This is a genomic window from Nonomuraea wenchangensis (assembly GCF_900111685.1).
GTDB lineage: Bacteria > Actinomycetota > Actinomycetes > Streptosporangiales > Streptosporangiaceae > Nonomuraea > Nonomuraea wenchangensis.
Genome location: NZ_FOHX01000013.1, coordinates 206374 through 219562 on the forward strand (window position 1 = coordinate 206374; position 13189 = coordinate 219562).

At 70.2% G+C, this 13189-nt stretch carries 13 protein-coding genes and 1 pseudogene; 4 read left to right on the forward strand and 10 right to left on the reverse strand.

Features of this window, described 5'->3' with window-relative positions; translation table 11 throughout:
* On the forward strand, window positions 1-201 hold a 201-nt coding region (locus BMW85_RS33055; RefSeq protein WP_177241016.1), incomplete at its 5' end, for a transposase.
* Here the strand turns inward: BMW85_RS33055 and BMW85_RS33060 are convergent.
* From BMW85_RS33060 to BMW85_RS48755, 6 genes are all read right to left on the reverse strand, one after another.
* Window positions 198-1052 (reverse strand): phosphotransferase family protein, encoded by an 855-nt coding sequence (locus BMW85_RS33060; RefSeq protein WP_177241007.1) that lies wholly within the window; start codon window positions 1050-1052, stop codon window positions 198-200. The genes BMW85_RS33055 and BMW85_RS33060 overlap by 4 nt on opposite strands.
* Window positions 1053-1405: 353 nt before the next feature.
* Window positions 1406-2581, reverse strand: coding sequence for an ATP-dependent DNA ligase (locus BMW85_RS33065; RefSeq protein ID WP_143082484.1), 1176 nt, complete (start codon window positions 2579-2581; stop codon window positions 1406-1408).
* Between the two features lie 160 nt (window positions 2582-2741).
* A complete protein-coding gene (locus tag BMW85_RS33070; RefSeq protein ID WP_143082485.1) occupies window positions 2742-3530 on the reverse strand; it encodes a hypothetical protein in 789 nt (262 codons plus the stop codon).
* Window positions 3531-5019: 1489 nt separating this feature from the next.
* Entirely contained in the window at window positions 5020-6129 is a 1110-nt protein-coding gene (locus BMW85_RS33075) for a tyrosine-type recombinase/integrase (protein WP_245775202.1), read from the reverse strand.
* A 108-nt stretch (window positions 6130-6237) separates the two neighbouring features.
* Window positions 6238-6822 (reverse strand): hypothetical protein, encoded by a 585-nt coding sequence (locus tag BMW85_RS48750; RefSeq protein ID WP_143082486.1) that lies wholly within the window; start codon window positions 6820-6822, stop codon window positions 6238-6240.
* Window positions 6823-7079: 257 nt separating this feature from the next.
* Window positions 7080-7253, reverse strand: a complete 174-nt coding sequence (locus BMW85_RS48755) for a bacteriocin (RefSeq protein ID WP_143082487.1) — start codon at window positions 7251-7253, stop codon at window positions 7080-7082.
* A 135-nt stretch (window positions 7254-7388) separates the two neighbouring features.
* Here BMW85_RS48755 and BMW85_RS33085 point away from each other — a divergent pair, with 135 nt between their 5' ends.
* Window positions 7389-7661 (forward strand): hypothetical protein, encoded by a 273-nt coding sequence (locus tag BMW85_RS33085; protein WP_091089406.1) that lies wholly within the window; start codon window positions 7389-7391, stop codon window positions 7659-7661.
* Window positions 7662-7683: 22 nt separating this feature from the next.
* On the opposite strand, the gene BMW85_RS50550 is transcribed toward BMW85_RS33085, so the two are convergent.
* The 3 genes from BMW85_RS50550 to BMW85_RS33100 form a co-directional block, all read right to left on the reverse strand.
* Entirely contained in the window at window positions 7684-8106 is a 423-nt protein-coding gene (locus tag BMW85_RS50550) for an MDR/zinc-dependent alcohol dehydrogenase-like family protein (RefSeq protein WP_218156034.1), read from the reverse strand.
* Between the two features lie 243 nt (window positions 8107-8349).
* Window positions 8350-8763: a hypothetical protein gene (locus BMW85_RS49900; protein ID WP_177241008.1), complete on the reverse strand. Its 414-nt coding sequence runs from the start codon at window positions 8761-8763 to the stop codon at window positions 8350-8352.
* Window positions 8764-9003: 240 nt separating this feature from the next.
* A complete protein-coding gene (locus tag BMW85_RS33100) occupies window positions 9004-10011 on the reverse strand; it encodes an aldo/keto reductase (protein ID WP_091089407.1) in 1008 nt (335 codons plus the stop codon).
* A 177-nt stretch (window positions 10012-10188) separates the two neighbouring features.
* On the opposite strand from BMW85_RS33100, the gene BMW85_RS51455 reads away from it, so the two are divergent.
* Complete coding sequence (locus BMW85_RS51455; protein WP_245775203.1) at window positions 10189-10740, forward strand: hypothetical protein; 552 nt, start codon at window positions 10189-10191, stop codon at window positions 10738-10740.
* Window positions 10741-10849: 109 nt separating this feature from the next.
* Window positions 10850-11619 (forward strand): annotated as a pseudogene (locus BMW85_RS51460) (Tn3 family transposase); the annotation flags it as partial.
* Window positions 11620-11811: 192 nt separating this feature from the next.
* Here the strand turns inward: BMW85_RS51460 and BMW85_RS33110 are convergent.
* Window positions 11812-13137 (reverse strand): alpha/beta hydrolase, encoded by a 1326-nt coding sequence (locus BMW85_RS33110; RefSeq protein WP_091089410.1) that lies wholly within the window; start codon window positions 13135-13137, stop codon window positions 11812-11814.
* Window positions 13138-13189 lie beyond the last annotated feature (52 nt).

Consider the following 13189-nt stretch of genomic DNA (forward strand, 5'->3'; position numbering starts at 1 on the left):
CGCCGCACCGACGTGGTCGGCATCTTCCCCGACCGGGCCGCGATCATCCGCCTCGTCGGCGCGGTCCTGGCCGAGCAGACCGACGAATGGACCGAAGCCCGCCGCTACATGGGTCTGGACATTCTGGCCAAAGCCCGCGTCCGGCTCATCGCCGGCGACACACCGGCCCCGAACCCGCTCCCACAGACACTTACCGCTTAACCTGCAGAAACAGGATCACTCGAAGCTTGATTCATACACCACGTCGGTGGACGTGACCCGGCCGCGGCCAGCACCCCGCCAGCCTCCTCGTACGCCTCAGCGAACCGTAGACCCCACGCCGGTCCGTGCAGCAGCGCGAGGTTGGTGGAGCAGTGCGCCACATCGAGATCCGCCGGACCCCAACAGGCCCCTGCCCAGTCGACGACGCCGATGATCCGGGCGCCCGCCGGCGTTGAGGGCGGCACGTCGAACAACACGTTGCCGGGCTGGAAGTCTCGGTGCAGGAATCGCCCTTCATAGGGCGGCGCGGGCTTGCGGATCACGTCGATCGCCGCGGCCCATGCCGCCGCGTCGGCGCCCTTCGGAGTCACGACGGTGTCGGCGGTCGTCAGCGTCACATACTTCCGGGGCCGCTCGGCGGGCCGCAGCGCATGGATGGCCACGAGTTGACGAGCCAGCAGAGGAACGCGCGTCTCCACTCCCTCATCGTCGAGGACCGTCCGGCCTGCCAGATGTGTCATCAAGAGCGACGGATACTCGCAATGCGCGGCGGTCGGATCAACCGCGACCAGCTCAGGAGCCGGCACGCCGGTCCCGGCGAGCAGAGACAGGGCGCCGGCCTCCCCGTTCAGCCCGCCCTCAGCGCCCCTCACCCTGAACGGGTCGACGAAACTCCGCAGCACCAGGTCACGGGTGTCTCCGTCCTGCGTGCCGATGGTCAGCCTCCGCATCTCGGCCGTGATGCCGCCGTGCAGCACCTCGGTCCTGACGATCCGTTCGCCGACCTCCAGGTGCCGGCTCACCCAGGCCAGTGTCAACGGTCGGACTGCCGCCTCGTCGTGGTTGATCACCGTGTTATCTCACCATCCCGACGGCTGCACGCGCCAAGGCTTTCTCGATCAGTGCGTGAGCGCCGCTCGATGAGGTGCCAGCTCGCCATCAGGTGCGGTAGCGGCGGGCGGCGGTGTCAGGGCTGACATCTAGAACTGCGCCGATCTCGTCCCAGGTGGCGCCGGCCGCCCGATCGGCGGCGACGGCCGCGGCCCGGACGGCGCGGGCCTGAGCGAGCAGGGGCAGCGCGGCCGCGGCGTAGCCGGCGATCGGCCCGGATTTCCAGCCAGTCTGCTGGGTGGGCAGGGCGAGGTCTTCCGCGTGCAGGTCGAGGGCCAGCTTCCCGGCTGCCTGAGCGAGGTGTTCAGCCTGGTCATGGAGATGACGGCGCTGCTTGCGGGTGTCGTCTTGGCGTTGGTGGCGCTGGGTGAGCGGGCGCCAGCGCCTGGCGCGGGTCCTGCCGAAGTCCCACCGGCAGGCGTCGGAGCAGTAGGTGCGGGGCCGCCCGCCGCAGCCGGTGGGCGAGGGCAGCGGTGCCTCGCAGTTCAGGCATTGCTCGGTTCGAGATCCCATGAGGGGCGCTCACTAAGGGGTTTCGTGGCCGTATGGCTGCGGATCGGCCTGTCTCGTCCACCAGGTTCGGTGGGACCTGGGTGTAGGTGATGGGGCCGCGGCCGCCGTACGGGCTGGACGCCCAGCCCGGCGGCAGCGTCTCCGGCCACGGATGGCCGGCGCGGGCGGGGGTGAGCAGCGGGGCGACCTCGGCCGCCGCCTGCGCGGCGAGCTGGGTGGTGCGGCCGACGACGCGGAGCCGCCCGGCGTCGTCGTACCGGCCGAGGATCAGCCCGCTCGGCCGCAGCGGTGAGCCGACGAACCCGCCGACGACCGCGTCCATGCTGGTCCGCCGTTTGAGCTTGAGCCAGCCTCGGGCGCCGACCTCGTATGTGGACCGGGTCGGCTTGATGACGAGGCCCTCGACTCCGGCGAGGGCCAGCGTCTCGTACCAGGTGCGCGCCTCGGCCTCGTCCGTGGTTTGCAGGCCCAGGGCGAGCACGCCGGCGGACGGGATGGTCGTGAACAGGCCCTCCAGGAGGGCGCGGCGCTCGTGCAGGGGGAGACCTGTCACATCTCGCCCGCGCAGTTTCAGCACGTCGAACACGGCGTAGTGGCACGGTTCGGAGGTGGCGAGGGAGGGGGCGCGGCGGCGTCCGGCGATGTTCCGCCGGTGCAGCGCGCTGAAGTCGAGCTGCCCGGCTGCCCAGCGGACGATCTCGCCGTCGAGCACGGTCCTGGCGGGGATGTGCTCGAACACCGCCCAGACGATCTCAGGGAATGTGTCGGTGAGGCGGGCTCCGCGCCGGGACTGCAGGTGAACGCCGCGGTCGCTGTCCACGAGGGCCAGACCTCGGAAGCCGTCAAATTTGGGCTCGTACCGCCAGGCGCCGGGACGGCCTGGAGGAAAGTCGGCCACGGCCTTGGCCAGCATCGGCTCGATCGGGCTCCGGAGCCGCATACGGGCGTGTTTGCGCTGGTCAGGAAGGGTGGCCACGCCCGGTTTCTATCGGCCGCTCGAACCAGACAAAACCCCTATTTGGTACAAAAAGCATCAAGAATGCCTAGAGTATCCACAGCCGGCCGAGGGGCCGTCGCCAGCTAGCCTCAACCGTGACGTCCCCTGGCGAGAAACATTGGCCCGCCTGCGTTCCCGGTCAGCCTGCGACCTGGTTCTTCGGAGGGACCGTCACGCGGACCTTGCCGCCCCAGCCCGTGTAACGGGTCTCGATGGTGATCATGTCGTCGTTGACCAGGCTCTCCACCCAGTGCTCCTTGGCCGGGTGGGAGGTGATGAGCCGCTGGGGCAGGCCGTTCGTCCCCAGGGTGAGCTCGTACTGCAGCGTGCCGTCCTTGGGCTTGACGAGCGTGGCGGCCCGATACCAGGGTGACGCCTTCCACAGGGCGGCCTCCCCGACCGTGCCCTTGTAGGTCCGGCCCGACCGCTCGCCGTGCTTGATGAGGACCTGCAGCGTCGCAGGCTCGGCCGCGTTCACGTACTGGCTGTACATGCCGCTCACCCCGCCGGGCATGGGGCGCTTGAGCTTGATCCAGCTCTTGCCCTTCCGTGTCGCACCGTACAGCTTGGCGCCCTTGGTGTAGCTGTACCTGCCGACGGTGATCGTGCGCTCGTCACCCAGCAGGTTGTCGATGACGTCGAAGACGGGGCCCTCGTGCGGGATGTACACACTGCGCAGGTCGGCGGCGGCGACGGTTCCCGCGCCGCCCTTGACGGGCTTGCCGTACTGCAGCACTCCGGTGCGCCGCAGGAAGACCGTCTTGCCCTCCATGTCCACGTACGACGTCACGTCCGTGACCTTGACCCCCTGCCCGGCGATCACCCGGCTCTTGAGCGCCTTCACCGGATCGGCGGACGCGGCGGCGGCGGGGACGGCCGCGACGGTCAGGACGACGGCGCCGGCGAGCCCGGCGATCAAGCGCTGCAACGGATTCCTCCTCAAAGGGGACAGGCCGGAGAATCCTGACAGATCTTGATCACGCCTCGGCAACGGGGGACGCTGGTGGACGAGCGCTTCGTCGACCTTCAGCTTCTTGCCGTTATCGACTGGATCCGCCATTGCGTCACCGCCTCAGGGAGCTCCGAGCGGAGCTGATCCCGGATGGCCACGACGACGACCCGGGATGCCCGCCTCGTTTCTTCGGCGATGCCCAGCCTGGGGGACGCGGATCAGCCACGAGTAGTACGACATGCCATCGACGGCGCCATCGTCTCGGCGGTCCGATCAGCAAGGCCCGGGCCGGTGAGGTCGACCCAGCTCAGCGAGCCGGCCGAGCACTAACCCGTCGCCTTCTCGCCAGCGGATTCACCGGCCCGGGTGTGAGCGATCAGGTCGCGCACCACTGCTCGGCCAGGCCGTCCTGAACCTGCGGCCCGGCCGTCGCGGCCGGCCCAGTGATCACGACGTGACGCGGCAGAACATCATGGTTCGGCGCCCGCCAGACCAACTCGCTGCGTACAGCACGCGAGCAAGGCGCTCGCCACACTATGCCAGGGACGCCATCCCAGGTGCCTGACGTGCCTGGCAAGATCATCTCGATTTGACCTGCGAGAAGATCATGCGAACCCAAGAGGACGCCGGAATCAGCTCATTTCCGGTTCCGGTGGACGATCTCCTTGTCGCCCTTGCCGGGATATGCCATGATCGGCAGCCGCTGCCCACTCTGTGCCTCGCCCCTCCAGGTGAGGGGCCGCGGTGTGGCCAGGTGGTACGGCATGGGGTTGGCAGGGTCTTTCAGCCGATCGCGCAAACGCTTAGTTCCAGTCCATTGTCGCTCCAGTTCGGATAGACGAAACCAATGGGGATGCAGGCGCGATGGTGCACGCCATGCTTCCGCCGGCGGCTACCGGGATCGGCTGCAGACACACCGAGAGAAGCCCTGGAACGCTCACAGCCTCCAGGAGGCCGCGGCACATCGCCGCCGGTTGCAGCGCCTTGTCGCCGAACAGCAACTCACATGACCGCAGTGCGGCCGCCACGCGCCTGCGCCGCCGCGGCCAGCGTCACTCACGGGTGGGCCGATGGTGTGCCTCCGGGTGAAGGCCAAGTGGTCCCACACCAGCACGGCGTCCCACCCGGCGGCCTCGGCCTTTCGGGCGAGGGTGACCAGGTGTGCCGGCGACCGCGGTGCTCGGCGAATGCGCGAAACGCCGAGTAGCCAGCGGCGTTGGAGTGGAGCGGCGGCAAGAGGTCCGGATGTGATGCGGGCGAAATGGCCGGTGAAGTGGCTCCTTCTCATGAGGGATGGGTCAGGGGCGGCGTCCGGTACCGGCCGGCAGTGTGGCCCTGGCAATACAGCACCACGGTGCCGTCCTGGTGCCGGCCGAAGCCCTCGGGCGGGGGCGTCGGGTAAGGCAACACCGCTCGCGAAGCTCTAGGACCGGGATCGCCCGCGGGCTGAGGCCCCCTGTCCTTTTCATCGTACGGCGGGAGGGCGCTGGTCAGCGGGTGTCTCGGGCAGCAGTGGCGCGACGGTGGGGATGCGGAGTCGTTCGACGGCGTCGCGGGCTTCTTCGTCGGGGCGTACGTCGTAGCCGAGGGTGGTGCTGGGGCTGGCGTGGCCGGCCAGGCGGGCGGTCATGATCGCGTCGGCCTGCGGTAGCAGGTTGGAGATGAAGGTGCGGCGCAGGTCGTGCGGGCGCACTGGCGTGGTGGCGGCTTGCTCGGTGCGTTTGGCGAGGATGTCGCGTACGGCCTGGGGGTTCATCTGCCAGGGGCGACCGTCGGGGGTGGTGCGTACGGTGCCGCCGCGGGTCAGGCGCGGGAACAGTGGGCCGCGGTGGGTGCCGCGGCGGGCGAGCCAGGCTTCCAGGCGGCGGGCGGCGAAGGTGTTGACCGGGATGCGGCGTTGTTTGTCGCCCTTGCCGATGACGGTGAGCATGCGCCGGGCCCGGTCGTAGTCGGCGTACTGCAGGGCGACCAGCTCGGCGCGGCGCAGGCCGCAGGCGTCCAGCACGGCGATGACAGCCGCGTCGCGCAGCCCTGCACCGGTGACGACGCCGGCTGGTGACAGGTCGGCGTCGCAGGCGGCGATGAGCGCGCCGATGACGGTGTCCGGGACGTGCTGGCCGGCCGGTTCGCGGTGGCCGGTGAAGGGGGCCAGGGCGACGGCCCGCTGATGGTCGTCGGTGCTGAGCAGGCCGAGTTTCCATGCCTCCTTGAGTACGCCGCGCAACGCGGCCAGGTGTTTGTTGCGGTAGGCGGGCGACCAGTCCATCTGGTCGATCTGCTCGCGGATCCAGGCGGTGTGCTCGTAGCGCAGGTGGTGCCAGGGCTGGCCCTGTCCGGTGACGGCGGTGTCGTCGAGCTGGTCACCGGTCAGCATGCGGGTGATGTGGTCCAGGCAGATCCGCATGCCACGGCGGGAGTCGGCGCTGCCCAGCCGCCCCAGGTAGAGCAGGTACGGGTCGCGGGCGGGCGCGACCGCCGCGACGGTGGCCGGCGCCAGTCCGGCGGCGGAGGCGGGGAAGGCGGCCGTGGGGAGCGGGCGGGGTCCCGGTCCCGGGGTCAGCTCGGAGTCGATCACGGACGCCACTCTAGCAGAGTTGATCTTTGAGAACTCCACTTCTCAGTGATCAACAACAGATCGCATATGCGTTATGCGAATCACCCAGTATTGGAGCACGTGCTAATGCTAAATTCGCTCCGTGAGGGAGATCAGCTTCGACCCCAGCGAACCGGACGGCACGCCCCCGAGCGGGGAGGAGCCGCCCCGGGCGGGCGGGGCCACACCCGCGAGTGTCTGGCTCTGGTCACTGACGATGTGCTGCGCCGATGCGCCCGGCCCGGCTGCGGCCGCGCCAAGCCCGACCGTGAGCCCGGCAAGGGCGGCCGTCCCAGCAAGTACTGCTGCAAGCTGTGTGGCAATTTCCTCGACGACAGCGCTCCCGCCGCGATGGTCACGCACACCGCGGTCAGCGCCTTCACCGCCGAAGCCGGGCAGATCCGGGCCGCTCTGCAGCAGCGCGACGCCGAGCTGGCCGCCGAGCGTGAGGACCTGCGCCGCCTCGACGAGCGCCTGGAGCAGGTGTGGCAGGCCGTCGCCGCCCAGCTGGCCCAGGCCGAGACGCGCGTGCAGCAGGCCGAAGCCGACGCCGAACAGGCCCGCACCGCGATGCGCGCCGCCCACGCCGACCGCCAGACGGCCGAACAGGAACGCGACGCGGCCCTGCACGCCCAGCGGGAAGCCCTGGGCGCCCAGCACGCGGCCGAGGAACACCGCGACCGCGTAAGCGCTACGCCCACGCCGACCGCCAGACGGCCGAACAGGAACGCGACGCGGCCCTGCACGCCCAGCGGGAAGCCCTGGGCGCCCAGCACGCGGCCGAGGAACACCGCGACCGTATCCACGCCGAAGCCCGCGCCCACGCCGAACGCCTCGGCGTCCAGATCGGCAACCTCACCACCCGGCTGAACGACGAGCAGCTCCTCACCACACGCCAGGCCGAGCAGCTGTCCCGCCTGGCCGCGGACCTGTCACGCGCCGAGACCCTGGCCGACGAACGCGCCGAGACCCTCGCCGAACGCGACCGTCAACTGCACCAAGCCAATGCCGACGTCCGCCGCCTGACCGACACCCTGGAACAGACCACCGCCCACCTGGCCACCACCCGCCGGCAACTCCAGCAGGCCGACACCGCCACCGAGCAAGCCCGCGCCGAAACCCGCGCCGCCCGCGACACCCTCGCCGAGGCCCAGCGCCGCTTCGAGGAGGAACGCGACCGCCTACGGACCCAGCACGACCAAGCCCGCCTGGACCGGGCCACCGCCGAAACCCGCCTGGAGATGACCGAACGCGAACTGCAGACCCTGCGCCACCAACTCGCCGCCGCCCAGGCAGCCACCGGCCTGATCGTGCCACCGCTGGCCGACGTCGACGGTCAACCCGGCGTGCGGCTGCCCGGCTGCGCCTTCCACGCCGTCACCCTGCACGACGGCATCGTGATGCTGCATCACAACGACAGTGCCATCGCCCTCGCCGACGCCCAGCAGTCGCCGACACAGGCCCGAACCCTGAGTGCAGCCCTCCAGGCCGTCACCGCCGCAGCCCCCGGCTGAGGGCGCGACAACGCCGCGTCTGTCATCGCGGGGCCTGTGAGCAGCGCCCGCACGGGGCGGTGAACGGAGTGCCGGTCGCGGCTGGACAGCGCTCCAGCACCACGTCGAACGGCCCGTCCGCCTCGTCCACGGCGTGCACGATCCCCGCGGCGCCCAGCTCACGCAGGCGCGCGCCGCGCTCTGCCGTGGCGGTCACCGCGGTCACCTCCGCTCCGGCCGCGGCGGAGGGCTCGGTCAGGTAGTGCCCCACTCCGCCGGAGGCGCCGGTCAGCAGCAGCCGGCTGCCCGTCACGGCGCCGGCGGTGCGGAGCAGCCGCAGCGCGGTGGTCCCGGCCAGCGGCAGGGCGGCCGCCTGCGCGGTGGTGAGCCCGTCGGGCAGCACGGCGATCGAGTGGGTGGGCACGGCCGCGTACTCGGCCCAGCCGCCCATGGGTGGATGGCCCACCACCCGGCTGCCCGGCCGGTGGGCCCGAGCCGCCGGCGGCGGCCTGCACGACCAGGCCGGCGACGTCCTTGCCCGGCTGCAGACCGGGCTCCGGCGCCTCCAGCAGGAACGTCTCCCCGCGATTCGGGGAGAACGCCTCAACCCTTGATCAGCACCTCGTCCGGGGCGGGCATGGGCTGAGTGGCCTGGGTGAACTCCATCGGCCGCGAGGCATCTCCCGTAGGGATCAATCTACGCATGCGGCTATGAAACCGGCGAGCGGATCGCCTGAGCCGACAACGGACGCGAGGAGCCGACAACCATAGGTTCTCGCCTATGGCGACAGCCGTGGACTTGGACCTGGCGCAGGTGCGAGCGTTCGAACAGGCGGCAGAAAAGCTGCACTTCTGCCACGCGGCCGAGGAGCTGTCGATCCTCCACGCCGATCATCCGCTGGCGGACGCGCCCGCGATCCGTCCGGCGCAGTTGCGCGACGGCGTACTGCGGACTCCCGGCGCGCTCCATCGGCTGGACTTCCTGCACCGCTTCGCTATCGCCTTCGGCATCCACCAACACGCCGAAGGCACGAACCTGGGGCTGGACCGTTTCCTGGCCGACCTGGCAACCGACAGGCACCACTTCAGCCTGCTGCCCGCGGACATACCCCTCCCGCCGCACCCAGCGATCCGCTCGGTCCCGCTGATCGACCCCACACCGCTGTACGCCTGGTCACTGCTCTGGCGCGACAACGGCGGCCACCCACTGCTGGACACCTTGACCAGCGCCTTCGTGACGGAGGCCGAGCACGACCGGTGGCTGGAACCCGACCCACCCGCGATTGGCCACCCGAGCGCCACAGCACGGACGCCAGCGCATCAGCTACGGCGCCTGACCCCGCCGCCTCGGGGCCATGCCGCGTCAGGCGCCGGCCACGTCGAGCCGGCTGAGCTGCTCGTCCGTGAGTTCGACGTCGAGCGCCGGGAGCGCGGCCTCGTACTGCTGAAGGGTGCGGGGCCCGATCAGCGGCACGATCGCCGGCGAGCTCTGGTGCATCAGCCACGCCAGGACCAGCGCGTTCGGGGTGACGCCGACCTCCGCGGCCACCTCGGCGACCACCGCGAGCCGGGCCTCGGCGTCCGGGCCCTGGTACGGGTCCATCGCCCCGTGGCCCCGCCGCTTGCCCGGGTCGTCGTAGATGCCCTTGAGGATGGGGGAGTACGCGACCAGGGTCAGGTCGTCGTGCGTCTCCAGGTAGTCGAGCTGCTCGTCGTCCACGATGGACGCGTGCCGTAGCCCGGCACGGCGTCGCAGGTAGGAGTGCTGCTGCTGGAGCGCGACCGGCGCCGGCCACCCGTGCTGGGCGCACAACTGCCGGATGCGCTCCAGCCGCCACGTCCGCACATTGGACCAGCCGAGGTAGCGGGCCTTGCCGGCCTGGACGATGCCGGCGAGCGCCTCCAGCGTCTCCTCCAGGGGCGTGGCCCGGTCGTCGACGTGCACGTAGTAGAGATCTACGTGATCGGTGCCGAGCCGGCGCAGGCTGCCGTCGATCGCCTCGCGCAACGTCTTCGCCCCGGCCCCGACGAAAGTGCGGTAGGCGACGTCCCAGTCCGGACGGCCGCCGGCCCAGACCGCGTCCAGGTCCCGTACGACCGCGCTGCCCTTGGTGGCCAGGAACAGCTGGTCGCGCCGGCCGGACCTCGCCAGCCAGCGGCCGATCAGCTCCTCGCTCTCTCCTCCGTAACTGCCCCGGCGCTCCCACCAGGCATAGCAGTCGGCGGTGTCCAGGAAGGTGCCGCCGGCCTCCGCGTACCGGTCCAGCATCGTGACGGCTTCGTCCTCCGGCGTGACGGTGCCCATGATCATGCAGCCCAGGGCGAGCCGGCTGATCTGTTCGCCGGTACGGCCGAGTTGTACGGTCCTCACGCGAGTTCTCCTGTCGTCGATCCCCGGTGGGACCGAGGCTAGGAACTGGAGCGCGCTCCAGGTCAAGACGATATGCGGGGACTGTCGGGAACAAGGCGGCGATCGTGGAGGCCGAGTCGGCGCAGGCAGGCTGGTCGCAGGCCGTCCCGGGATGCAACGTTTTCTGCGCGGAGGGCAATGAGCCGTGTGCCCTGGGCGGCGACGGCGTTGTGCTGGACCCGGCAAGCCGAACTCGTGGACGGGCTGGTGGAACTGTTGATCGGGCTGATCCACCGGATCAACGCGCGCGCCGAGCGGCGGGGGGAGAAAGAGCTGATCGGTCAGCTCGCCGCGGTGCCCGGCAAGCGCGGCATCTTCACCAAGATGGTGAACGCCGCGCTGAGCAACCCCGATGAGACGGTCCGGCAGGTGGTCTTCCCCGCGGTGCCGGGCGGGGAGAAGACGCTGCGGGCGCTGGCCAAGGAGCTGATGGCGACCGAGCGCGTGGTCGCCGAGCGGATCCGCTACCAGTTGCGGGGTTCCTACTCGCACTACTACCGGCGGATGCTAGCGCCGCTGCTGGCCGCGCTGGAGTTCAAGTGCCACAACACCGCCTACCGGCCGGTGATGGACGCGATCGAGTTGCTGGCCCGGGAGCGGATCCCGTACGAGCTGTGCGTGCTGATCGCGCTGAAGGACGCGCTACGCCGCAGCGAAATCTATGTCGAGGGTGCCTGGCCGCTGGCGTGATCCCGATGAGGACCTGCCCGGCGATTTCGAGGACAACCGGGACGTGCACTACGCGACGCTGGCCAAACCGCTGGATGCCACGGAGTTCATCGCCGGCCTGAAGGCGCGGATGCAGGCCGCGCTGGACAAGCTGAACACCGGCCTGACCCACGGCAGTACCGGCGGGGTGCGGATCATCACCCGGGGCGGCAAGCCGTGGGTGAGCGTCCCCAAGCTGGACAAGCTGCCGGAGCCGAGGAACCTGGGCAGGCTGAAGGCCGAGGTTCAGCGCCGGTGGGGCACCATCGACCTGCTCGACATCCTCAAGGACACCGCCTTCCTCACCGACTTCACCGACGCCTTCACCTCGTTGGCCACCCGCGAGGTGCTGGACCGGCAGACGCTGAATCGCCGGTTGCTGCTGGTGCTTTTCGTCCTGGGCACGAACATGGGGATCCGGCAGAGGGCCACGACCGGCGACCACGGCCAGAACAAGGCCGCGCTGCGGCACGTGCGCGCGACCTACGTCACCCGGGAGAACCTGCGGGCGGCTCCAAGCGGTTCGCCTCCTGGGACTCCAATCTGATGACCGAGTTCCACGTCCGGTACGGCGGTTTGGGCGTCATGATCTACTGGCACGTCGACAAGGGCCGCCTGTGCATCTTCTCTCAGCTCAAGTCCTGTTCCTCCTCGGAGGTCGCGGCGATGATCGAGGGCCTGCTGCGGCATTGCACCCACGCCGAGGTCGAGGCGAACTACACCGACACCCACGGCGCTGCCACCATCGGGTTCGCCTTCACCGAACCGCTGGGCTTCACGCTGCTGCCCCGGACGAAGAACATCGGCGCGATCGAGCTGTACAGTTCCGACGCCATCCAGACGGCCTGGCCGAAGGTGGACAAAATCCTCAAGAAGCGGCCGATCGACTGGGACCTCATCGCCCGCAACTACGACCAGATTGCGGCTGCGGACAGCGGAAACCGAGCAGGTCCTGCGCCGTTTCATGAAGGGCAACGGCCCCAAGCACCCGGTGGCGGGGATGGAGCGCCACAGGTCGCCATCTACGTCGGGCGATCGCAGCCGGTGAGATGGTCAGCGTTTGAGGCTGGAGGCGAGCCGGGCGATCACCGATGGGCGCGGTGCCAGCCAGTCGGCGATGTCGGTGACCACGGCCGCATCCACGTGCTGGGGCTTGTCGTAGTCCGCGGGCGTGGACGGGCCAGAGCCGGGGAAGAACAGGTGGTCGTCGGCGTCGTAGACACGGATGGTGACGTCCGTGCGGTGGGCGAGGCCTGCCTGCCAGCCCGCGAGGTCGTCGGCGACGGTGACCTGGTAGTCGCGGCCGCCCTGGAGGATGAGCATCGGCTTGTCCAGCGCGGCCGCGGTCGCGACTGGGTCGTAGCCGCGCAGGTCGAGCCAGTACGCCCCGGAGAAGCCGAACGGCAGCTCCGCGGCGGGAGTGGCGGCCGACAGGTGCGGGCTGTCGACAACTGCGGCCTGTCGGGTGATCGCCTCGACTGCGGCCTGTGCACCGGGATCGAGCGAAGCGAGATGGCGGACGACGCGGACGGCGGCCTGGTGCATGGGCTGGGTGTCACCGGCCAGGAGCACCAGCCCGGCCACCGACGGTTCGGCGGCGGCGACCCGCGGGGCGACCTTGCCGCCCATGCTGTGGCCCGCGACATACACCCGCGCGGCGTCGACGGCAGGGTGGCGTTGGAGCAGGTGGATGGCCGCGACGGCGTGCGGGACGTACTCGTCGCTCATCGTGAAGTCCGGGATTGCCGCCACCTGAGCGGCGTGGGTGTGGGTCACCTTGTCGAAGCGCAGCACTGCCACGCCGCGGCTGGCCAGTCCCCAGGCCAGGTCCTTGAGGGGCTTGTTGGGGCCGCTGGTGGCGTCCCGGTCGAACGGCCCGCCGCCGCTGAGCAGCACCACGGCGGGCCGCGGGCCGTGCCCGCGCGGCAGGCTCAACGTGCCGGGTACGGCCAGCGCGCCGGAGCCGACGGTGACCTCGTGCTCGTCGAATCTCTTGCGGCGGGCGTACGGTGGTGGCGTCCATGGCTCGGTGAGCGGAGGTGCGAGCTGCAGGTCCTGCAGCAGGCCGGTCTCGTCGATCGCCATGACCACCGTCAGTCCGCCCCGTTCGTACGTCACCGGGACGCTCACCTTGACCAGGTTGGCCTTCCCGATTGCGGTCACCCAGCTCTCGGGGGCCGGCTCGCTGATCGGCGTCCCGACCGCGGAGATCGCCCCGAGCCTTGAGATCTGACTCTCCCAGCCGACTTGCAGCGTCTCAGCGGAGGCCACCGCACGCAGCGGCGGGGCGAACAATAACTCGATGCCGGCAAAGCGTCCACTTCGTGCCATCTCGACGACCGCCGTGGCGATCGCCGCCGGATCCGTTTCCCTGGTCATTCCGCTACCACCTATTCTACTGTTTTGCGAACGGTAGCACAGCATGAGACTG